Source organism: Pyrobaculum sp. (assembly GCF_049971835.1).
Lineage (GTDB): Archaea > Thermoproteota > Thermoprotei > Thermoproteales > Thermoproteaceae > Pyrobaculum.
Genome location: NZ_JBMFKV010000013.1, coordinates 1 through 21,288, shown reverse-complemented (window position 1 = coordinate 21,288; position 21,288 = coordinate 1). Strand labels below are relative to the sequence as shown.

The following is a 21,288-nucleotide window of genomic DNA, read 5'->3' as shown; positions in this document are numbered from 1 at the left end:
AATAGCTAGATGCGTAAATTTATATTATAGCCTGAGGTGTGGGACGTGTGCGGCATATTCGGCATAGTATTTGCAGAGAGGCCGAGGCGGCCCCTCGGCGAGATTCTGAGGAGGGGTCTCGAGAGGCTTGAGTACAGGGGGTACGACTCGGCTGGCGTCGCGGTGGTGGACAGGGGGCTCGTTGTGAGGAAAGACGCGGGGAAGGTGGCGGAGGTGGCGCGGCGCTACGGCTTCGACGCGTTGCAGGGCGTGGCGGGGCTGGCCCACACCAGGTGGGCGACTCACGGCAGGCCCGACCAGGTAAACGCCCACCCCCACGTAGACTGCGGCGGAGCGATAGCGGTGGTCCACAACGGCATTATTGAAAACTATGCGGAGCTGAGGGAGGAGCTGGCTAAGAGGGGCCACGTCTTCCGCTCGGAGACGGATACGGAGGTCGTCGCCCACCTAGTGGAGGAGTACAAGAGACAGGGCCTCGACACCTTCTCCGCGTTTAGGAAGGCGGTGTCTAGGATAAGGGGGGCCTACGCCATTGCGCTGATAGACGCGGAGAACCCCCAGGTGATATACTTCGCCAGGAACCTCTCGCCTCTCATCATCGGCGTGGGGGACGGCTTCAACATCGTGGCCAGCGACATCCCCACGGTCCTCGACCACACCAAGAGGATAATAGCCGTCCGCGACGGGGAGTACGGCTACATAACCCCCACCGAGGTGTATATAGAGGCCGACGGGGTGCCGCAGGACGCCGCGTCGCGGGTGGAGGAGATCCCGTGGAGCGCCGAGATGGCCACGAAAGGCGGCTACCCCCACTTCATGCTCAAGGAGATATACGAGCAGCCGGAGTCCCTCGCCTCGACCGCCGCCGGTCTAGAGCCGGCGCGGCTGGAGGCGGCGGCCAACGCCCTCCTGGCGGCTAGGAACGTCTACATAGTGGGGGCCGGCACCTCCTACCACGCCGGGCTCACCCTGGCCCACCTCCTCCCCCGCCTGAAGCTGACGCCCGTGCCCATCGTGGCGTCTGAATACGCCGCGTACGAGCCGCTTTTCGACAAAGACGACTTCGCCATCGCCGTGTCCCAGTCGGGGGAGACGATAGACACCATAAAGGCGGTGAGGGCCATGAGGGAGCGGGGGGTGAGGGTGGCGGCGGTTACCAACGTGGTTGGGAGCACCCTCTCTAGGGAAAGCGACTTGGTCATCTACACGAGGGCGGGGCCGGAGATAGGCGTCGCGGCCACCAAGACCTTCACCACGCAGGTGCTGACCCTCTCCGCCCTGTACGTATCCGCCCTGAGGTTGCTGGGCTACGACGTGGCGGAACGCGAGAGGGAGCTGAAAGCCGCCCCCGAGCTCGCCAGGCGGGTCGTGGAGAAGACCGCTGGCACCGCCAAGGACCTAGCCAGGAGGCTGAGGCAGAAGCCCAGCGCCTACTACCTAGGCCGGGGGGCCGCCCTGCCGGTCGCCATGGAGGGCGCCCTCAAGCTCAAGGAGGTGGCCTATATACACGCCGAGGCCTACCCCGCGGGCGAGTCCAAGCACGGCCCAATAGCCCTCGTGGAGGAGGACTTCCCCGTGGTGTTCGTCTTCTCAGACCCGGCCACCCGGGAGAAGACTCTCAGCAACGTCGCGGAGATGAAGGCGAGAGGCGCCTTCGTCATAGGCACAGTCCCAGCGCGGAGCGACTACGCAAAGAAGCTGGACGTCGCCATCGAGGTGCCCGAGGCCGGCGAGCTCACAGCCCCAATAGCCCACGTAATCCCCCTACAGATGCTCGCCTACTTCGCCGCCGTGGAGAGGGGCTACGACCCAGACAAGCCGAGAAACCTCGCCAAGACAGTAACAGTGGAGTGACATGAAAATCGCCCCAGTGGTCCTCGCGGGGGGGAAGCCCGGCGTCTTTGAAAAACTCACGGGGCCCCTCCCCAAGACCTACGTAAAGATAGGCGGGAGGAGGCTCTACCACTACGCCGCCGAGGCCCTGGCCTCCATCTTCGGCAAGGTCTACGTCGTCGCCCCGCGCCCCGAGGCTCTCCCCTACACATACGTAGAGGAGAGGGGCCAAGGCATCGAGCAGGCAATCGCCGCCGCGGAGTCCTACATAGGCGCCGAGAGCCACATCCTCCTCGCCTACGGCGACGTCTACGTCGACCCCGCGGCGTACAGAGCCCTGGTGGAGGGCGCCGCCTCGGCGGGGGCAGACGGCGCAGTGCTGGCGGTTCCGAGGAGGGCGACCAGGGGATACGGCGTCCTCGAGACGAGGCCCGGCGGGCTCCTGGCGAGGATAGGCGGCGAGGGCCAGTGGATATTCGGCGGCGCCGCCCTCCTCCCCCGCGCCTTGGCAAAAGCGGCGGCGCAACGCGGCCTCTACGAAGCAGTGAACGAGGCCGCCGGCTCCATGAAAATCGCCGTGGTGCCCTGGAGCGGCGTCTGGCACGACGTAAACTACCCAGAAGACCTCGTACAGTTGCTCGAATACACAGCCCCCAGACACACCTACATAGCGAGAGGCGCCAAGGTGAGCCCCACCGCCGTGGTGGAGGGCCCCGTCGTCATCGATACTGGAGCTGAAATAGACCACTTCGCCGTGGTGAAAGGCCCCGCCTACATAGGCAGAGGAGCCTTCATAGGAGCCCACGCCCTAGTCCGCAACCACGCCGACGTGGAGGAGGGCGCCGTGGTGGGCAGCAGCTCAGAGGTAAGCCACAGCCTAATATGCGAAAGGGCCACCGTAGGAAGGGCCTCCTTCATATCCTACAGCGTGGTGGGCCCCGACGCAGTCGTCGAGCCAAACGTAGTCACCATGTCAGTCCTGAGAGAGGGACGCGAGAGGCTAGAGCCAATAGAGGTAAGAGGCAGAACCTACTACAAACTCGGCGCCTTGATACCGAGAGCAAGCCGCGTCCAGTCAGGCACAGCCCTCCAGCCAGGCACAGGCTGGCACTAAACCCCACACAAAGTAGCCCCACCCACGGCGGCACCCCACCGCCGACCACGACAAGCCCCTCACACCTATTCAAAAAGACACGCAACTCAGACTCCACCTTCCACAGGATACAGAAAACAGCCGGGCGGTGACGACTGGCTCGGCCTCTGAACTCTGAAGATAGGGTGTTGAGCCCGCCCCGGCCATTCACACTATACACATCTATTTATAAGTCTCACCGCTCGGCCCCCCACGGAGGCCTAGCCACCACCAGCACCAAACTCCAAGAACCCACGCACACGACCCCCAAACCCCCCATCGATGGAGGAAATCGACCGAGCCACCTACCGCCGATGCAAGCCCCTCTCAACTTTATACCGTCATAAAATCCAAGAGGGTAAGTGAACAGAACCCCTTGGCGGCGCCCCACGGCTAGGCGGATCCCCTCCACAGCAAACAGCGTCAAGAACACCACAGCAACCACACGGCGAAGCCACAAAACATAAACTTGTAAACAACCAAATCTCCACCACAATGAAAGTAACTAAATGGTGGGGCCGCCGGGATTTGAACCTTATCCCAAGCCCCCACGCGGGGGCTTGACGGGATCACCGGCGCACTGGCGAGCGGGGCTCGGCCCCAGGCCGGCATCCTAGCCAGGCTAGACTACGGCCCCCCAGCGCCTGTGTATATGCCCCATGTTTATAAGTCTTTCGCCGTTGTGCCGGATCTCTGCGTGCTCAAAAAATTTAAAAACTAGATGCAATTCCCCGTACAGAGCCCGGTCGTCTAGCGGCCAAAGGACAACCCGGCTTGGGATGCGGGGCTCTGGACCCCGTGGCCCGTCGAGCCCCTTATGGGGCTCGGGCTAGGGTTCGAATCCCGGCCGGGCTACCATCCACATCTTGTTGAGACTTGGTTCTATAATTTTGTATTTCTTTTAGAAATTGGAGATTTCAAAACTTCTAGTAAAAAATATTCAATTTAATAATATTTAATAAATATATCTTATCAATGATTAGAAATTTTAAATTTTTCACATTATATATTTTAAATTAACTTTATATACCCGAAGAGAATATGAGCTCATGAAAGCCGGAATTATAGCCAGGAAACCGCCTGTTACCGCAACTCCCGATATGCGTATTAAAGACGTTGCCAAGATTCTGGCGGAGAAGAGAATTGGTCTAGTAGTGATTGTGGACAAGGCGCAACCCGACGTCGTGGTTGGCGTGGTTTCTGAACGCGACATCGTTAGGGCGGTGGCTAACAACATAGATCTTAACCAGCCGGTTAAGGAGATAATGACCTCCCCAGTAATAACTGTTGAGGGGGAGGAGCCTATTTGGAACGTGGCTAAGATTATGCGGGAGCACAACATTAGGCACGTAGTTGTCACAAACAAAGGCAGGCTTTACGGTGTGATATCTATAAGAGACATGGTGGCAGAAGAGTCCGTATTAAAGAGTCTCGTGGAGTACGGCACACAGGAGGAACATAGACCAAGCGCTGATTAAGCTTTAATATATGGACTAATTTTTTTCTATGGAGGTAATAGTCGTTGGCTACGATGGCTCTCCACAAGCAAAAAAAGCTCTAGAAAAGGCGAGGAAAATAGCTGAGAAATTCGGCTCTAAGATCTACGTAGTGCACGTCATAGACACAGCCGTTTTATCTCTGTCAGATATGTTCTCCTCGCCGGCGGTGCTCGCCAGTCTTAAAGAAAAGGCTGAGCAACTAATAAAGGAAGCCCTGGCGGCTCTGGGCCCCCGCGCCGAGGGGAAGGTCGTTGAGGGTGACCCGGCGCACGAGATTGTCAAGTTTGCAAGAGAGGTTAACGCGTCGTTGATTATACTCGGGGCAAGGGGACTATCGACGATCAGGAGGATATTGATGGGAAGCGTCTCCTCTAGAGTGGTGCAGGAGTCCCCCATAGACGTATTGATTGTAAAGGGCTAGCGGGCTTGAAGCGCCTCTTTTACCAACGGAGCCGCGGCTATGAGAAGCACCGCGCCGGAGAAAATAAACGCGTAGCGGGGCGAGGCCGAGTATAGATACGCCACTGTCAAGCCGCCCGCGATTGAGCCTAGGTACTCCAAGGCGAGGGTAGTCCCCATGATCTTCCCCCTGTTTTCCGGAGTTATGTAGTCACCCACCAGGGCCCTCCGTATAGACATGGCCACCTCGCCGCCTATCCCAACGATTATAGCCGCGGTGACTAGCGCCACGACGTTAGACCACACCCCAATCATGAAGTACCCCACGGCCATTAGCATAAGTCCCGAGAACAGCGCCGTGACGCGCGGCGCCTTGTCGATAACCGGCATCAAGACGATGCCGAAGAATATGCCAACTGCGGTGGTGGCGCTCTGAATAACCCCCCACGAAGTGTTGTCAATACCTATGACGCCCGTGGCGTAGAGCACGCCAAAGGTCTGCAGAGCTATGCCGGCCAGCGACGTCAAAAACCCCAGGAGAGTTACATAGGCTATGAGGCGAGGTATTGAAAAGAGGCCGCGCCAGAATACATATGACTGGGCCACCTCCCTCATAAGCGCTTCTCTTGTCAACGGCTTGACTTGTATTGTCTCCTGCAGAGCCTTCATACGGAGCACTGCCACCGACGTGGAGATTATGCCGGAAATTACAAAAGAGAGCCGCATCCCCATCAAACCCATGTGGTCAAGCAGATAGCCCCCCACTGGTGGCAGGAAGAGCCAGGGGATCTGGGGTAGCACCGCCGTGAGCATCATCCCCCCTCCCCTCTTCTCCGGCGGTAGCGAGTCCAGCAGTATAGCAGTTAAGGCGGGTTGGTAGAAGTGGAGCGCCCAGTCCACCGCGTAGACAGCCGCGAACTGCCTCCAGTCGTTTACAACGGCGTAGAGAAACTGCACAAGCGCAATACCCCACGTGCCAATAACAATAGACCGCTTCCTACCAATCACGTCGGTTAAAACGCCCCCCGGCAGAATCGTGAGCAACACAGCGAGAGAGCCCAGAGAGCGCACCACGCCTATCTCAATATCCGAGGCCCCCAGCAGGTGCAGATACTTCGACAGGTAGGGAGAAGTCAGCGAGCCAGATATGGCGAATAGAAACCATGAGATTATCATAGCGCCGACGTTTCCCCTAAGCCAGTACGAGAGACCCACGTCGCCGCGGACACTACACCACTTTATAAACAATCCCCCCGCGCCCCGGCGGCATACCAACAAATTTAAAAGGGGGGGATAACCCACCCGCGATGAATAACTGGCTGGTATTCGCCATCGCCTTCGCCGCCACCGCGGCGGTGCTCCTCGCCACCGTGGCCGCCAACGTATACCCCAGAGAGCCCGTACACAAGCCCTACTGGGACAACCCACAGGCTAGGCAGAAAATCATTACAGACGCCTCCTCCATAGGCGTGCTGGCCTCCAGAGGGCAACAGGGGGTTGTGGTGCTGGGGTACAGAGATCAGCTAAATGGCACAAACAGAGCGGAGCTCCTCACTACAATCAAAGAGGTCCTCGACGCGGCCCGGGGCTACACGGTGTACATAGCCCCCTGGGCCACAGACAACGCCACAAAAGCCTACCTCTCCCTGCTCTACGACGGCAGACTCTCACTTGAGGACTACCTAAAAGGCGTGGTGATCAACTCCACAGCCATATCTCCCCGGGTGGAGCAGGCCCTCGCGCTGGCCGGCACAATTGCGCAGACATACGGCACGTATCAACCTCTCGGCGGGGCTCCACAGGCACAGATACCCCCCATATACGTCGCCGTGTTTAGAAACGACACCTCCTACGTGGTTTACGAACCCTTCACCCTAGGCCGCGACCGCACCTACACAGACTGGCTCCAGTGGGTCAAGACAGCCTTCGAAAACCTAAGACAAGGCCAGGGCAAGGTTACTCCATAGGTAGTACACACCTACTGCAAACACATAGCCCACGAACAGCCTCTTTACAGAGCTGGACCCCAGTCGAGGCATCACGTACCTACTCGCGAGGAAAGAGCCGGCGAAGCTACCCAACGCTATAAACACAGCCAACCCCAGCTCCAGCACGCCAAGCCACGCATATGTGAGAGTCGAGGCTAGGACGGTGGGGAAAATAACGCCCATGCTCATCGCCGCCGCGATCTTAGCCTCCATACCGGACACCAGGATGAGAGCAGGTACGAAAATAGTCCCCCCGCCCACGCCGAATAGGGAGGAGACAAACCCCCCTATAAACACAAGCATGTAACCCAGCCACGGCGCCGGCCTACTAGGCCTCTTATTAAGCAACAAAACCACCCCGATAATTATTAGGTAGACTCCATAAACTAGCTTAACCCAATTCCCCGAGAACTTCACAGATATGAAGGCGCTGGTTACCGCAGCCACGACTGAAAACGCCATGTACCTCAACAACAACGACGTATCTATACTCCGCCTGTAGTTATAGATAGAGGTGAGAGACGTCACCACTATAGAAAACAAACTCGCCGCTACCGCGGTTTGGAACTCCACACCAGACAGATTCAACATAGGCACGATAACAACCCCACCCCCCACGCCGATCAGAGGGCCAAGAAAACCCCCCAGGAATCCAGCCAGTACGGCGACCCAATACATTAAACACCAGTACCTACACATATTAAAGTGATGACACCCCAATAGCCAGACAATTGAAGAAACTCGCATGGGCTGAAAAAATATAAACTAGAGCCATGCGATCTACATGGCACGTCGGAAGAAGTACGAAGGCCTCAACCCATTCGTCGCCGCAGGCCTCATTAAATTCAGCGAGGAAGGCGAATTGGAGAAAATTAAGCTAACCCCCAGAGCCGCCATAGTCATATCCATAGCCATAATAGCGGCCTTAATTGCGATAAACGCAGTACTCCCACCACCCTAAACCAGCACGTCCCCCACGCTGGTAATGTAACAACGCCTTCACGCGCGAAAAACCGATCCTCCAAAACTCAACCACTTCGAAGATCACAGGTGAAGACGCCGACGGATGGCTATCGGCAACTTACGGCAGATCTCTGAAGGATCTCAAGTTAGCCTTGTACATAAACACTCCGCCAACATGCCCCTTTTTCCAAGCTACAGAGCCGCCGTGTCTAACCACAACGCCGACCCTACGACGTATCTTGAAGAGTAGAAAGGTGCGGGGGGTGGGATTTGAACCCACGCAGGCCTACGCCACAGGGACCTCAACCCTGCCCCTTTGACCTGGCTCGGGCACCCCCGCCCAATGCCGAATGGACACAGAATTTTAAGTTTTTCACTAGTGGGATCGCAGTTGATCTCTTCGAGACGCCCAGAGCACGCCCCGTCCTAATCTTTAATGGTAAGGAACGTCTCTAATATCCCTAGCAGAGTTTATTGAGAAGAGGATTGTTAAATGGAAATAGGGAAGACTTCGCCGATTTGTTAATACTCTTCTACCCTATCCACATGCACATCCCCCACCTGTGCTACCCATTACGATTTTGTTCTCGGCCATGAGTTTTGACCAGCATTCTGGACATACCAGAGCGGGGCCTCTGTCTTTTATATTGGCTTCTAGAAGTGGGGTGTCCTCCCTGCCGCAGATCGCGCATCTATAGACGGCCATGTGTGTATATGGGTGTGGGAATAAATTTTTTCCCGCTAGAGTCCCAGGGCCAACCCATCTCCTCTTATGTCTGCCACCGCGGCGACGCCGCCGTGCCTCTTTGCCACAAGCGCCGCGACGCCCAATCTGCTGGGGTATTTCACAACTGTGACCCCGGGGCCCTTTTCCCACCCCTCCTCAGCCTGGGCCTCCCACCCGCCTGTCCATATGAAGCGCGGGGCCCAGACGGCGGCGCGGGGGTCCATGCCGTACCAGACGATGTTTTGTATCAGCTGGGCGTATATAGCCGGTCTGTAGTGGCCCGCGCTCGCCCCAAGTGCGTAGATCTCTCCTCCGCGCTCCATGACCACTGCCGAGAGCGTGTGGGCGGGGCGCCTCCACGGAGCGGCTTTATTCAGCCCCTTCGTGAAGTCGCTTGCCCTGTTGTTGAAAGTTACGCCCCACTTCGGATCTGTAAAGCCCGACCCAAAGGGGTAGTAGAGGGACTGGATGGCGGAGACCACGAGCTCCCCGTCCCCCGCGGCTAGGTACGTGGTTCCGGGCGTCGGCTCGGGGGCCTCTGCCTCCCCCAGCTCGAGGCGCCCCGCCAGTATGTCGCCTAGCGGCACCTCGCCGTCGTGTAGATAGGCGTCTCTCGCCCAGTGGGCCCTTCTCAAAGCCGCAATGGTGTTTCTCAGCCTGGCGTAGCTAAAGGCCCCCTCCGCCCTCTCCGCCAGCTTGACTGTCAACAGTACGGCGAACCCCAGGGAGGGGGGCGGAGCCTCGTATATAGTCCAGTCGCCGTATGTTATATACAGCGGCGGCTTGACCTCCGGCCTATATCTAGCAAAATCCTCAACCTCGAAATACCCGTGTAGCAGATCCTTGGCAATATCCTCGTAGAAGACGTGGGGGCCCTCTTTAACCGCCCTCCACAGCCTGAGCAGAGGCTCAATTCTGTAGGGCGCGCCGGGCGCCGCTGGGAGGCTTAGGTAGACGCCCCCGCCCGGATCGGCCTCCAGCACGTCTCTGTACTTCACCACCGCGGAGGCTAGGGAGGGGTGCAGGGTGGCCTCCTCCATGAAGCTGACCGCGATATCCACCACCCTCTCCCACGACAACACGCCGTGTCTCCTATGAAATTCGTGAAGCCCAGCCAAATAGCCGGGCACAACCGCCGACGGAAGGCCTCTGCGTGGCGGGGCTTCTGGCACCCGGCGCGGGGCCCAGCCAAGCCCAAGCACGGCCTCTGTCCTCCCCCCGTCGTGCACCAGGGCTAGGAAGTCGCCTCCGACGCCGCCTAGATGGGGCAGTGTGTATGTCAAAACCGCGGAGGCCGCCGCGGCGGCGTCTGCGGCGTTTCCGCCAGCCTTATAGGCCTCGTAGCCGGCTCTAGTTGCTAGGTAGCTCTCGATGGCTATGGCGAAGCGCTTTCCGAGATACATTATCTATTTAAAAATGTGCTGTATATCAACTTGAACCCCCGGTTCCCCGCCCGCCTGACGCACCCGCGTCACGGGTGTGGGCGTGAGGGCGGAGCCGGTAGGGCCGACCGCATATCTCAACATGGCTCTATAGTCGAGGGGGGTTTGGACGTAATGGCGTAGGTCACCATGGTTACCTCGGGGATTTCTGAAGTTATCCTGCTGGATATCCTCTCGAGGACTTCGTAAGGCACTCTCGACCAGTCGGCCGTCATGGCGTCTTCGCTTTCTACAATTCTTACCGTCACCACGTACCCCTCGGCGCGTCTATCTCCCTTTACTCCCACCCACTTGTCGTCGCCGACTACGGCAAAGGCTTGCCACACCTTTCTCAAGACGCCGGCTTTCGACAGCTCCTCCTCTACTATCTTTGTGGCTTTTCTCACAATTGCCAGCTTTTCTCTGGTAAAGGGGCCTACTACCCTCACCGCGAGGCCGGGGCCGGGGAAGGGCTGTCTGTAAACCACCTCGTCCGGCAACCCGAGGGCCTTCGCAATTTTTCTAACCTCGTCTTTGTAAAATTCCCTAAGCGGCTCCACCAGCTCAAGTTTAAACCATGGAGGCAGGCCGGCGACGTTGTGGTGGCTTTTTATCTTGTCCGCTCCCTTTACCGCCCCGCTTTCCACAACGTCGGGATACAGAGTGCCCTGGGCTAGATACCTGGCGTCTCTGATGCCAGTGACGACTTCGGTAAAGATCTGGGCAAACGTCTCGCCGACGATACGCCTCTTTTCTTCACAGTCGGCTACTCCCTCAAGCTTTTCTAGAAAGCGCTCCTTTGCGTCGACGTATATCACGTCTATGCCTATGGATCTCAGCAGAGCTACGGCTTGTTCCGGCTCTCCCTCTCTAAAGAGTCCGTGGTCTATAAAAACAGCCTTGGCCCTGCCCCCCACGGCTTTGTGCACCAGCACGGCGGTGACTGTGCTGTCTACCCCGCCGCTGACGGCGACAATTACGTGTCCCTCCTTTACTCTTTCTCTTATCTCCTCGACAATCCGGGCAATGTGATCCTCAGGCCTCCAGCTCTCCTTAACCCTGGCAATTCTTCTGGCGAAGTTTTCCAGCAACAAGGCGCCTTTAGCCGTGTGGTTTACCTCTGGGTGGAACTGCACTCCATATATATGCCCTTTCCTCATCGCCGCTATGTAGCCGTTTTCGCTTACCGCCAGGATTTCAAAACCAGGCGGCGGCTCCTCCACGTAGTCGCCGTGGCTCATCCAGACAACCTCCTCGTCGCCCCACCCCTCAAGCAGGGGGTCTCTGGCCACCACCTTCACGAGGGTTCTGCCGTATTCGCCCTTGCCGCGCGCCACCCTCCCCCCCATTTTCTTGGCTATCAGCTGGTGGCCGTAGCATATGCCAAGGACGGGTTTGCCTAGCTCAAATATCTCCATGGGGACATCCGGCGACGGCGACTCGTAGACGGAGCTCGGCCCGCCGGATAGTATCACCGCCTTTACTTCCCCCTCCCTTGCCTTTTCCACCGCGTTTTCCGGCGTTGTTATTTCCGCGTATACCCCGGCGTCCCTTACCCTCCTTGCGATTAGATGCGCGTACTGGCCGCCGAAGTTAACCACCAGGATCTTCTCCACTGGCTCATAAATGTGGCTGTTAAAAAACTATTCAACTGCCAAGACGTCTAGTTCCAGGACTTCTAAGTATGTGTTTAAAATTTCCGAGACGCTGGGTTTCGTCCTGCCGCCGTCTCCGTGGATGAACTCCTTGACGTAGAGGCCGCCTTGGCACCTGACGTATAGCTCAAACACGTGGGGGGACACGAGCCTCCACGCAACCTCGTAGACCATCCTCACCCTCTTCTTCCTTGGGCTCAGCCTCTTTATTCTCCTGGGCGTGAGCTGGGTGACTGTCTTCCCAGACAGCTCGCTCAGCTTGTTGAGCTCCTCGGCGGAGAGCTCCCTCTCTGAGAGTACAAGCGCCCGGTAAAGCTTTACGTCTGTCTTCGCCTTTTCCTTCAGCCGCCTCACCTCCTCTCTGTTGGTAAAGGAGCCGGGTATGAATATGACGTCGTCGTCTCTAAGCGGAGGCACGGAGCCGCGGTACTTTACCGGCTGCTTTACCTCCACCACGAGCTGTCTGCCGGTGCCCAGCATCCTGGCATCGCTGTCCTCCCTACCCGAGACGTGGACGACGTGCTCGCCTCCGCCAAATACGTCTTTCACATATGCAAGCTTCTCGGTAAGAGTCGTCTTTACATCTCCAAATTTCTTTGCCTGCGACACGCGGCGGCTAAGCTTTAGATAGACGCCCCCTATCAACACCGGGTTTCTCTCGACCGAGGCTTTGCCAGTGACGAGGTCGATTCTTACCACGACATTTGGCCTAAGCTTATCTACACGCTTACCGGTAAGATGTCTCAAAAGCTCTTTACCAATCCGCCTATTTATCTCGTGCTTAATTGACTCGCCGGTCGTGATTAGAAACTTCTTAACCACCTGGGACTCCCGGTCAAGCACCTCCCTCGGAATTGTTGTACCAACCGCGAAGCTGTTGAAATCAACTTCCGACAGTAGGGGGAGCACCGCGTCTGCATATTTCTCCACCCCCGTGAGGAGGCCGCCGCATATGTAGCAACTCTCCTCCTCCACCTCAATCCCTACGCTTGCCAGAAACCTTCTTGTCGGCTTGTGTACCTTAGCCAGCGCCGTGAGGTCCCTTACGACGTCTTTTCCCTTTCTGTAATCGTTGACAAGCGTCATGTGGAGTATTGTCTTAATCGCGATCCCCCTCTCCGCGTTCTCCACGCCGTGGCCAAGCTGGGCGAAGAGCCGGCCTAGGCACGAGTCGCAGAGCGGGTACTCTCTAATAACCTCTAGAGCTTTGTCAAGTATCTCCACGGAGGCCAAACCTAGTGGCTATATAACTATTTGCATACCTCTTAGCAATCTGTCCGTCGTTATGTTAACAACCACGACTTGGTGATGGGGCGGCAGCGCTCCGATATTCAAGCCGCAGTCGGGCTTTATCCCCGCCGCCTCCAGCTCTATTACGTAGGTATAGGGCGGCTTGGGGAGGCAACTAGTGACTTGAGATGGGCCCACCACGACGCCAGCTGTAAGGTCTCTACTGCCCTTCTTAACCACGACGCCCTCTTGACGCCCTTGAGAAAAGGCCTTCTTTAGGAAGCCTATTGCCGACTCTTCATCTGGGAATAGTCTCTTTACCCTCTCGCCTACTATCTTTACCACCTTATCAACATCCCTTAGGTAGAAGACAGCCTCTGCGTCTTTCCTGACGCCGTTTGACACCAGCAACGCGGCAACGAGTATTTTGGCGTGTAGGTGAGGCTCCGCCTGGAACTTCGACGTGGAGGTGGTGACTAGGAATCTCCTCACCTGGGCATCCTAAGGCGGAGCTGGCGCTTCAGGGTTTTAGACATCTTCCTCAAATTTTCGTATACTGTGAGCATCTCTTTTACGTCCTTCGGCGTCACGCCGGCGCCCAGCGCGATGCGGCGGATGCGGGAGGCGTTTAGAATATCGGGGTTTTTCAACTCCTCCCTAGTCATTGAGCTGAGGATGGCGCGCCACTTCTTCAAATTTTTCTGGGATAGCTCTATCTGCTCCTCAGATATCTTGGCGGCCACGCCGCCGGGCAGTAGCTGGAAAACTTTACTCAGCGGCCCAAGCTTTAGTAAGCTGTCTATCTGCTTTTTGAAAGTAAGCAGGTCTAGCTTTCCCGATTCTATCTCCTCTAGAACCTCCTCTTCTTCAAACACCGCCTTTATCTTCTCCACGAGGGCGTCGAGGTCGCCCATGCCGAGCACCCTTGCCACGAACTTTCTTGGGTGGAACAGCTCAAACTCGTCTACGTCCTCCCCCACGCCTATGAACTTCACCCTGGCCCCGGTCTTGGCCACCGCCGCCAGGGCGCCGCCGCCGCGGGCTGTGCTGTCCATCTTAGTGATGATTACGGAGTGTATGGGGAGGTATTTCATAAAGGCCTCTGCCTGGGCCGCCGCCAGTTTGCCCACCGTGGCGTCTATAACTAACATAACCTCGTCGGGGCCCACCGCATCGTATATAGCCTTGACCTCCTGTAGCAATGCCTCCTCGTTTCTGTGGCGGCCCGCCGTGTCTACAATAACCACGTCCATATTCCTGAAGTTCTGTACACCTCTCTTTGCTATCTCCACCGCGTCCTTTCCATCCCTCTCGCCGTAGAAAGGCACCCCTATCCTCTCCGCCAGTTGCCTCAGCTGGTCAAACGCCGCGGGTCTTATGGTGTCCGTCTCCACGAGACCCACCTTGTAGCCCCTCTTGGCGAGGTACTTGGCGAGCTTAGCCGCAGTCGTGGTTTTGCCGCTACCCTCGACCCCGAGTAGTAAAACCACGTAGGGCCTCTTTACTGGTTTAAACTCCGGCGTCTGCTCGCCGCCGAGTAGCTTTACCAACTCGTCGTAGAGCACGTATATGAGGTATTCCCTGGGCGGGATGCCGGCCGGCGGCTTCTCCTCTTTTATTCTCTTTACCGCATTTTCGGTAAAGGACTTTACCAAGTCGAGGGGCACGTCGGCTTTTAATAGAGTGCGCTGAATCTCGCGGGAGAGCTCTTGTAGAGTTGCCTCGTCTATATACTCGACGCCTCTTATCTTCTCGATTAGCTTGCTGAATATCTCTGAGAGGGCCTTCACGCAACTAGGCGTGTCTGAGTATTAATAATTTCCGTGTTATGTAGCCGGCGGGGCTTGTGGCTGTTGGTTAAGCGTGGCGTACCAGATATCTACCTGTTTCATGAAGTTTTCGAGTCTGTCAAGCACATATATGCCGTAGTGTGGATATATTTCAAACACAAGCTTCTGGGGCCTCACCGCCGTCCACCTCATCTTTCTAATAAACATCACTCTGAAGACGAAGCCGCGGTACTCCATCAGTTCTAGCTTAATGACGCCGCTTGCGAGGTACTCCTCCACGCCGAATCTACTAATTTTGTTCTCCCCCGTCGGTATTTCGGAAGTCATAAGCGTGGTTATGTCCTTCATTTTTCTAAGCTGAAACACCAGTTCTCTCATGTACTCCCTCACCCATAGGACGTCTGTGTGGGAGGTTATAATGAGAGGCGCTATCGGGTCTATTACCAGTCTCTTTATGCCGAATTTCTTGACGTACTCAGTTATTATCTTGGCTATTTCCCTGGGATCCGCAGTCACCTTCTCCTCCTTGGCGTATGTCCGGAAATGCGTTCTGAGGTCTAGGAAGACTAGCTTGTTCTGGCTCTCCAACGCCTCTAAGTCCCAGCCCAGGGACTCCCTCACGCCCCGCTTCACGTCTTCCGACGGCTCGTCTATTGTGATGTATAGCCCCGGCTCGTCGTAGAGCTCGGCGCCCGTCTTGAGGAACTGGAGGCTGAATATGGTCTTGCCCTGGCCCGCCTCCCCAGCCACTAGGTATATCTCGCCCTTGCGGAAGCCTCCCTGCAGGAGCTGGTCTACATACCAAACCCCAGTCGGCGCTCTGTTGTCGTAGACAGGGTAATAATCCTGGTAGTCATAGCTATACTGCTCCTGATAAGCCATACGCCTCAGGCGGTGGATACAAATATATTTGTTTTGTTCACATATCTATATCTATTGGGGGCCGTGTACTTATCTCAGTTACGTTGCTCCACTATCCGCCACTGCCCCCTAAACTCTAGGTACACCCTCTCCGCTATCCCCAGCCACAGAGACGCCACTTCGTCGTAAGAGGCGGGCTCCACCGAGGAGAGGAAGAGAGCCGAGTCAAAGGCGCCGCGGCGGAACGGGGGGAGGCGGTAGTCCGCGAGGACGAGCTCGCCGCGATCCCCCCTCCTCTCAGCGGCGCGTCTCAACATGTCCAGCGATATGTCGAGGCAGACTACGTACCCCTCCAACACGTCGAAGGCGACGCCCACTCCGCACCCGGCGTCGACTACCCTAGAGCCCACCTGAGAAGCTACTCGCCAATACTTTGCCCTCTGCTCCTCTCCATAAACCTCTTCGTATACGGGGGCTAGGTGTTTATAAAGCTCTAGGATGTGACTAATCTCCATATCAAGACGAGCGAGGCTATTGAGGAGGACGCCGCCGTGAAGACAATCGCCAGGTAGTTGCCCACGTCTGTGAAGTACCCGTAGAGGACGCCGCTTACCAAGAGCCCCAGTCCCCACATGGCGTTAACCACCCCGAGCGACGTGGCGGCGCCTAGCTTAGCCGCCTCGGCCTTGGCAACCACGTCTGCGTATGAAGTAACTACGGCGTACAGCACGGCGCCGGCAAATAGATAGACGCCGCCGGTCATAAACGATATCGCCAGCAGTATCGTGAAGAGGGGGGCTATCAATAGTGTTTTGTGACTTCTGTCGTATATAAAGCCCAGCGCGAGCGACGCTGGGATTTCGGCCACCATCGCGACTAAGTAGAGAAGCGACGCCAGCCACGGCACCTCGGCTAGTCTATACATAGAGAGGGATATGTGTATTATCGAAAGCCCGAGGAGGAACTGCGCCGCGCCGAAGAAAAACACGCCTCTCCCAACCGCAACCCTACCACCTCTCCCAACCGGCTTGACTTTGCCCACTCTATACGCCACGTAGAGGATTAGGAGAGCCACCAGCCCGGGAACGAGGGCGGCTGTGAAGACGGCTTGTGCCGCGTAGCTCATGTACAGCATCGCGGTGGCCATGGCGACCCCCGCAATCGCCCCCACTTGATCCAGCGCCGCATGTATCCCAAACGCCTTGCCGCCGGATCCCCTGCCCCCCGCCCCGGAGATAATAGCGTCGCGCGCAGGCGTGCGCAGGGCTTTGCTAAACCTCTCTAGGAACACGAGGCTGGCGACTTGCCACACGTCTCTGGCGAATGCCAGGCCCGCCACGGCGGCTACCTGCAGTCCGTATCCTAGGAAGGTCTCCAGCCAGTAGCCGCCCCGTCTATCTGCCAGCGGACCTGTGGCGAACCGGGCTACGTAGCCCAAGGCGTCTCCCAGGCCGAAGACAAAGCCAACAAACGCCGCCGTCGCGCCCAGTTGGTATAGATACTGGGGAACCACGGCGCGCATGCTTTCATAAAGCCAATCAGCGAAGAGAGATACGAGACCTAGTAGAAGGATTAGCTTGAGATTCACGCAAGTCGTTTAATTGGTGTATTAACGTTTTGCCCCAGCACCTCTCTGGCGACGGCGATGGGAATCAAAGTCGCAAGGAACATTGCGGTGGCGATATCTATGTTTATTACGTACGCCTCTTTCGAAGGCACTGAAAAGTAAATGGGTCCTAGAGGGGTTTTGTAGTATACATAGGTGCTAAAGTTTGTGAGTACCGTTCCCGCCACAGTGGGGGCTATGGCCGATCCAAAATTGCGAAACACGGTGTTGATACCAGTGGCGGCGCCCAGTCTCTGCCTAGGTACCGAGAACGTGAGGAGGTTGATGAGCGACACGTTCAGAAAGGTGAGTCCTATGAAGCCCAGTGTCATGTATGTAATTAGGGTCCACAGACCGCTGTATAGATGCGCGGCAGATAGCTGATAGCCGGCCACTGCGAAGGCGACGCCCATCGCCGCTATTTTCCTGGCGCCTAGCCTCCACATAAACCTACCGGCTAGGGGAGCAACAATTATCTGCACCGCGGCTGGCGGCAACATGTACAGACCAGTCTGTAGTATAGTAAGCCCGTAGCCGTAAGGCGGCGGCATCTGAAAGAGGTACGACATATTTTGCGAATTCATTTGAAATGCATATGCCACGATGAATATGGCAAGGGTGGCTGCAATTACATTTCGATTAAAGATATCTCGAGGGATGAAGGGATCGTTGGTAGTTAATTCGTGTAAAACAAATACGACTGCCGACACAGCCGATAGGATAAACAGAGACAGCACCCTAGGGGAGTACCAGCCCCAGTCAGGTCCCTTTGATATTGCTAGGAGAAGAGAAACCGCCATAGATGCGAATAGTCCTATCCCCAGGAGGTCTATTCTCCGCGGCGTTTTATATCTACTTTCCCTTACGAACATTACTATGGAGAAGGTGAGTAGGGCGGCTATTGGAGTTGCTGTGTGGTAAGTTGCTCTCCACCCGTAGTTCTGGGCAATATAGCCGCCTACGGGCAACGCTATGATTATCCCAACGCCAAACATAGCACTGACAATCCCCTGGGCCGTGGGCACCATATTAGGCGGAAACTCCTCCCGGATGAGGGAGAAGGCGAGGGGGAACATCGCCATTCCAAGGCCTTGAATTGCGCGGGCTAGTAGCAACAACTCGAAACTAGGCGCATATCCCGTGAAGGTAACCGCAAATACGTACGCCACCATAATTACGGACAAAACCTTCTTCTTGCCGTACATATCGCCGAGGCTTCCGAAAACCGCGGCGCTGATTGTGCCCGAGATTAGGTAGATAGTTAAAATCCAGGAAGCGTCAGCTGGCGTGATGTTGAACTCCGCCTGTATCCTGGGGAGGCTGGGCATCAACATAGCCTCGGTGTACATCACAAGTAGTGCTACGGAGCCGAGAAGCGGCGTTATCCTCCAGGCGTATTTAACGTCGTAGCTATCCACGGCGCCTTCTGCGCAAAGCCATGGCTATCCCCGCCAAGACGAGCACTATAGTCAGCACCAGTGGTACAACTACGAACATATCCAAGCCGCCTCGCACTTCGATAGGTATGTTTACATACTGCAGAGCTGGCGTAAAGACTCCAGTTTGGTTCCAAGTCAGCACCAGCGTTAAGGTGTAGATGCCGCTAACCGCCTTGTCGGAAACATCAAGTAGAAACGCGGTGCTGGCGGTGGCGCCGGGAGGCACATCGCCTAATATTCTCACTCCAGCCGTAGCGGCGTCAGCTATGTTTGATGCATGTAGTTCAAATACCTGCGATGGCGCGAGGGAAATCCTTACGTTCCTCGCCTCCTCTGGACCCAGGTTTGTGACGTTTATCATTAAAACAGCCGTGGAGCCGGGGGCGACGTTGTAAACCCTATAAGTAACTTTTAGAGGGTCTTTTCTGCCGATCTCTAACAGTCCCCGCGCCGTGGAGCCGCCTCCCTCCCAGCTGGCTAGTGCAACAACATTGTAGTTTCCCGGGCTCAACTTGGACGCGTCGATATAGAAGGTGAGAGTTACTGGAGAGCCGGGGGGTAGGTAATCGAGAGTGTAGCTCTGCCGGCCTATCGTGGAGTTAAGTAGAGTAACCGTGACGTTGCGCGCGACGACCGGCCCTGTGTTAATTACCTGGACGTTTACCTGGGCCACCGGTGTCCCCTCTAAAATCTTTGGCGGCGTCACTAAGACGTTTTGAATTACTACATTTGGTTGGCTGACTGTAATGTAGTATGTGTAGCTAATACCGTTTATCGACACAGCGACGGGGTATCTGCCAGGCGGGTAGCCGTCGGGTATTTGTATTACTAGGTATGTGCTGTAGGGCTGGCCTTGAGGCATATAGGGCACGTAGTAGCTTGAGGGGGTTAGGAGGGTTAAAGGCGTTGAGATTGAAATATTGACGTTTCTTGCGTTAAATGGAGACACAACAGTAAGTGTGCCGGAAATCAAAGCACCGGGGTAGGCCACGGGTGGGTTAAAAACCGCCGCAACATTAAACTCAGGTCTTAAAACCTCGTAGTGGAGTGTGTAGAGAGTCCCGGCCACAGATATGTTGATTGGGTATACACCCGGCTTAGCATCTCTAGGTATTTCAAAAATAATGTTAAACGTGGCGGGTGACTGCGGTGCGATAAATGGAATAGCAGATGAGGTGCTTGTGATTGCTTTAAAAGGCGTGTAAACCTCCACGCCTACGTTTGACATAGTGTAGTTTGTGGCAATTACAAATGTGGCTTGTGTAAGCGATCCGGGATAGCCCTGCGGTGGGTTAAAAACCGCGTTGATGAACAGCCCACTCCGCGGTATGTACAAGTCTGCGTATTTAATAATACATGTGCCAGAAAAATAGCAAACCTCAACTGGAATTCTTACCTCTCCCTGTTTAGTTATCAATAGCTGGACAGGTAGCTGAAGTTGTGTAAGTACTGGAACAGCTACCACTCCACCGGCTAGAACTTTCACACCATCGCCGTCTAGCACCTGTACTGTGACGTTTTGCAACGGCGCGGGGCCGCCTTGCGAAATTGCCAGAGTTACTAGAGTAGGAGATCCCGGGATCGGTTGCTGGCTGGGAGTTGCTAACACGTTGACCTCGGCGCCGCTCACTACGGGCAACTGCACTGTCTTTCTAAAAACAACAGAGCCAGCGTACCCCGACAAGCTACTTAAGGCGATCTCCAGCGTAGCATTATAGAAACCCGGTCTTAAGTCCTTAGATAGTGCAAAGTTTAGGAGACAGGTGGAGTTCGACTTTGGAGGCACCACGGCGTCGCATGAAAGCGACGAATTAAGGAACCGAGACACGACACTTCCATTTATTGAAACGCGGACCTTTAAGAAATCCGCCGTTGGGTTAAAAAGCAATACAGGCAACTGCACCGCTTGGCCCGTTAAATAAGACGTCGGCCTAGGCACCACGAGGGTGGAAAAATCAAACGGGAGAACTTCTATGTCTACACTCGACTCCGCTGAGCGGGTAAGTGTGTAAGCCGTAACTCGAATTCTGTAGTAGCCGGGGCGGGCATCTAAAGGTACTTGAACCAAAGAGACGAAAGTCGCCGGGACTCCAGCAGAGATTTGCTGTACCTGAATAGTTGACCCCGTCAAGACCTTAAATGGAGAGTCTACATCTACATAGACATTGGACAGCGGCTGAGCAGAGACAAGGGTGATGTAGAGCTGGACCACGGAGCCCGGGTAGATATATGGCGGGGAGTATGACAACACCAGATTAAACTGTGGCTGTTGTAAAGCGGGATTTGTCTGGGCTAACACAAACGCTGTGAGAAAAACCATCAGTATTATCCGATATATCGGAAGCATAAAGCCAAAACTGATACACTATAAAAATTTTGAAAGTGCGCAATACCGCCACAAGCTTTTTCATTGAATAGAAAGGCGCCGGGGGTGGGATTTGAACCCACGCCCCCGAACGGGGACGGGCTTAGCAGGCCCGCGCCTTGGACCAACTCGGCCACCCCGGCTGTTGACACCCAACATCACGGTTTTAAATTTTTCCCCCCACGACAATCCTCGTTACGTATTAAACCATGTGGTTTGTTTTAGGCCGTGATGACAATGTTTCCGGATATACGTGTCCGGAGTGGCCAGGGCTGACATACGTACCAGACTCAGGTTACTTATCTAGACGTAATCTTGTACAAGAACATGCGTCTGGCGCAACCGCTGAAAATCAAGGCGCCGGGGCCGGGATTTGAACC

The 21,288-nt window shown here is 55.9% G+C and carries 20 protein-coding genes and 4 tRNA genes; 7 read left to right on the top strand and 17 right to left on the bottom strand.

The window, feature by feature from the left end; all coding sequences use genetic code 11:
- The first annotated feature begins 45 nt into the window (after positions 1-45).
- Both glmS and ACP5J3_RS02310 read left to right on the top strand, forming a co-directional pair.
- Positions 46-1,854 carry a glutamine--fructose-6-phosphate transaminase (isomerizing) gene (glmS, locus tag ACP5J3_RS02315; RefSeq protein ID WP_428494177.1) on the top strand — a complete coding sequence of 603 codons (1,809 nt, stop codon included), beginning with the start codon at positions 46-48 and terminating at the stop codon, positions 1,852-1,854.
- A 1-nt stretch (position 1,855) separates the two neighbouring features.
- Complete coding sequence (locus tag ACP5J3_RS02310; RefSeq protein ID WP_428494176.1) at positions 1,856-2,947, top strand: NTP transferase domain-containing protein; 1,092 nt, start codon at positions 1,856-1,858, stop codon at positions 2,945-2,947.
- 528 nt (positions 2,948-3,475) lie between these two features.
- Here the strand turns inward: ACP5J3_RS02310 and ACP5J3_RS02305 are convergent.
- Positions 3,476-3,602, bottom strand: a tRNA-Pro gene (locus tag ACP5J3_RS02305).
- A gap of 102 nt (positions 3,603-3,704) precedes the next feature.
- On the opposite strand from ACP5J3_RS02305, the gene ACP5J3_RS02300 reads away from it, so the two are divergent.
- The 3 genes from ACP5J3_RS02300 to ACP5J3_RS02290 all read left to right on the top strand — a co-directional run bounded on the left by ACP5J3_RS02300 (position 3,705) and on the right by ACP5J3_RS02290 (position 4,885).
- Positions 3,705-3,823: transfer RNA gene (locus ACP5J3_RS02300), tRNA-Gln, on the top strand.
- Between the two features lie 191 nt (positions 3,824-4,014).
- A complete protein-coding gene (locus ACP5J3_RS02295; protein ID WP_428494175.1) occupies positions 4,015-4,443 on the top strand; it encodes a CBS domain-containing protein in 429 nt (142 codons plus the stop codon).
- Between the two features lie 28 nt (positions 4,444-4,471).
- Complete coding sequence (locus ACP5J3_RS02290; protein WP_014288469.1) at positions 4,472-4,885, top strand: universal stress protein; 414 nt, start codon at positions 4,472-4,474, stop codon at positions 4,883-4,885.
- Here the strand turns inward: ACP5J3_RS02290 and ACP5J3_RS02285 are convergent.
- Positions 4,882-6,078, bottom strand: coding sequence for an MFS transporter (locus ACP5J3_RS02285; RefSeq protein ID WP_428494174.1), 1,197 nt, complete (start codon positions 6,076-6,078; stop codon positions 4,882-4,884). The two genes, ACP5J3_RS02290 and ACP5J3_RS02285, sit on opposite strands and share 4 nt — an antisense overlap.
- Before the next feature lie 92 nt (positions 6,079-6,170).
- Here ACP5J3_RS02285 and ACP5J3_RS02280 point away from each other — a divergent pair, with 92 nt between their 5' ends.
- Complete coding sequence (locus tag ACP5J3_RS02280; RefSeq protein ID WP_428494173.1) at positions 6,171-6,830, top strand: hypothetical protein; 660 nt, start codon at positions 6,171-6,173, stop codon at positions 6,828-6,830.
- On the opposite strand, the gene ACP5J3_RS02275 is transcribed toward ACP5J3_RS02280, so the two are convergent.
- Positions 6,798-7,529, bottom strand: coding sequence for a sulfite exporter TauE/SafE family protein (locus tag ACP5J3_RS02275; protein WP_428494172.1), 732 nt, complete (start codon positions 7,527-7,529; stop codon positions 6,798-6,800). The genes ACP5J3_RS02280 and ACP5J3_RS02275 overlap by 33 nt on opposite strands.
- Before the next feature lie 106 nt (positions 7,530-7,635).
- On the opposite strand from ACP5J3_RS02275, the gene ACP5J3_RS02270 reads away from it, so the two are divergent.
- Complete coding sequence (locus ACP5J3_RS02270; protein WP_428494171.1) at positions 7,636-7,812, top strand: preprotein translocase subunit Sec61beta; 177 nt, start codon at positions 7,636-7,638, stop codon at positions 7,810-7,812.
- Between the two features lie 120 nt (positions 7,813-7,932).
- Here ACP5J3_RS02270 and ACP5J3_RS02265 read toward each other — a convergent pair whose 3' ends face one another.
- From ACP5J3_RS02265 to ACP5J3_RS02200, 14 genes are all read right to left on the bottom strand, one after another.
- Complete coding sequence (locus tag ACP5J3_RS02265) at positions 7,933-8,094, bottom strand: hypothetical protein (protein ID WP_428494170.1); 162 nt, start codon at positions 8,092-8,094, stop codon at positions 7,933-7,935.
- Positions 8,070-8,154: transfer RNA gene (locus tag ACP5J3_RS02260), tRNA-Leu, on the bottom strand. The genes ACP5J3_RS02265 and ACP5J3_RS02260 overlap by 25 nt, the downstream gene beginning before the upstream one ends.
- Before the next feature lie 198 nt (positions 8,155-8,352).
- Positions 8,353-8,520, bottom strand: coding sequence for a hypothetical protein (locus tag ACP5J3_RS02255; protein WP_014288514.1), 168 nt, complete (start codon positions 8,518-8,520; stop codon positions 8,353-8,355).
- 35 nt (positions 8,521-8,555) lie between these two features.
- Entirely contained in the window at positions 8,556-9,944 is a 1,389-nt protein-coding gene (locus ACP5J3_RS02250) for a gamma-glutamyltransferase (RefSeq protein WP_428494169.1), read from the bottom strand.
- Positions 9,945-10,060: 116 nt separating this feature from the next.
- The gene (gene guaA, locus ACP5J3_RS02245) at positions 10,061-11,578 is read right to left on the bottom strand and encodes a glutamine-hydrolyzing GMP synthase (RefSeq protein WP_428494168.1); all 1,518 of its coding nucleotides are present in this window, start codon (positions 11,576-11,578) and stop codon (positions 10,061-10,063) included.
- A 27-nt stretch (positions 11,579-11,605) separates the two neighbouring features.
- Positions 11,606-12,841 (bottom strand): tRNA pseudouridine(54/55) synthase Pus10, encoded by a 1,236-nt coding sequence (locus ACP5J3_RS02240; RefSeq protein WP_428494167.1) that lies wholly within the window; start codon positions 12,839-12,841, stop codon positions 11,606-11,608.
- 18 nt (positions 12,842-12,859) lie between these two features.
- Positions 12,860-13,339 carry a hypothetical protein gene (locus ACP5J3_RS02235; protein WP_428494166.1) on the bottom strand — a complete coding sequence of 160 codons (480 nt, stop codon included), beginning with the start codon at positions 13,337-13,339 and terminating at the stop codon, positions 12,860-12,862.
- Entirely contained in the window at positions 13,336-14,637 is a 1,302-nt protein-coding gene (locus ACP5J3_RS02230; protein WP_428494165.1) for a signal recognition particle protein Srp54, read from the bottom strand. Before ACP5J3_RS02230 ends, ACP5J3_RS02235 begins: the two co-directional genes overlap by 4 nt.
- A 36-nt stretch (positions 14,638-14,673) precedes the next feature.
- A complete protein-coding gene (locus ACP5J3_RS02225; RefSeq protein WP_014288520.1) occupies positions 14,674-15,519 on the bottom strand; it encodes an ATPase domain-containing protein in 846 nt (281 codons plus the stop codon).
- A 74-nt stretch (positions 15,520-15,593) separates the two neighbouring features.
- Positions 15,594-16,013, bottom strand: coding sequence for a class I SAM-dependent methyltransferase (locus ACP5J3_RS02220; protein ID WP_014288521.1), 420 nt, complete (start codon positions 16,011-16,013; stop codon positions 15,594-15,596).
- A complete protein-coding gene (locus ACP5J3_RS02215; RefSeq protein WP_428494164.1) occupies positions 15,992-17,086 on the bottom strand; it encodes an MFS transporter in 1,095 nt (364 codons plus the stop codon). Before ACP5J3_RS02215 ends, ACP5J3_RS02220 begins: the two co-directional genes overlap by 22 nt.
- Positions 17,083-18,522 carry an MFS transporter gene (locus ACP5J3_RS02210; protein ID WP_428494163.1) on the bottom strand — a complete coding sequence of 480 codons (1,440 nt, stop codon included), beginning with the start codon at positions 18,520-18,522 and terminating at the stop codon, positions 17,083-17,085. Before ACP5J3_RS02210 ends, ACP5J3_RS02215 begins: the two co-directional genes overlap by 4 nt.
- Positions 18,515-20,890 carry an S-layer protein gene (locus tag ACP5J3_RS02205; RefSeq protein ID WP_428494162.1) on the bottom strand — a complete coding sequence of 792 codons (2,376 nt, stop codon included), beginning with the start codon at positions 20,888-20,890 and terminating at the stop codon, positions 18,515-18,517. Before ACP5J3_RS02205 ends, ACP5J3_RS02210 begins: the two co-directional genes overlap by 8 nt.
- Positions 20,891-20,966: 76 nt before the next feature.
- Positions 20,967-21,051 (bottom strand) — tRNA-Ser (locus ACP5J3_RS02200).
- Positions 21,052-21,288: the final 237 nt, after the last annotated feature.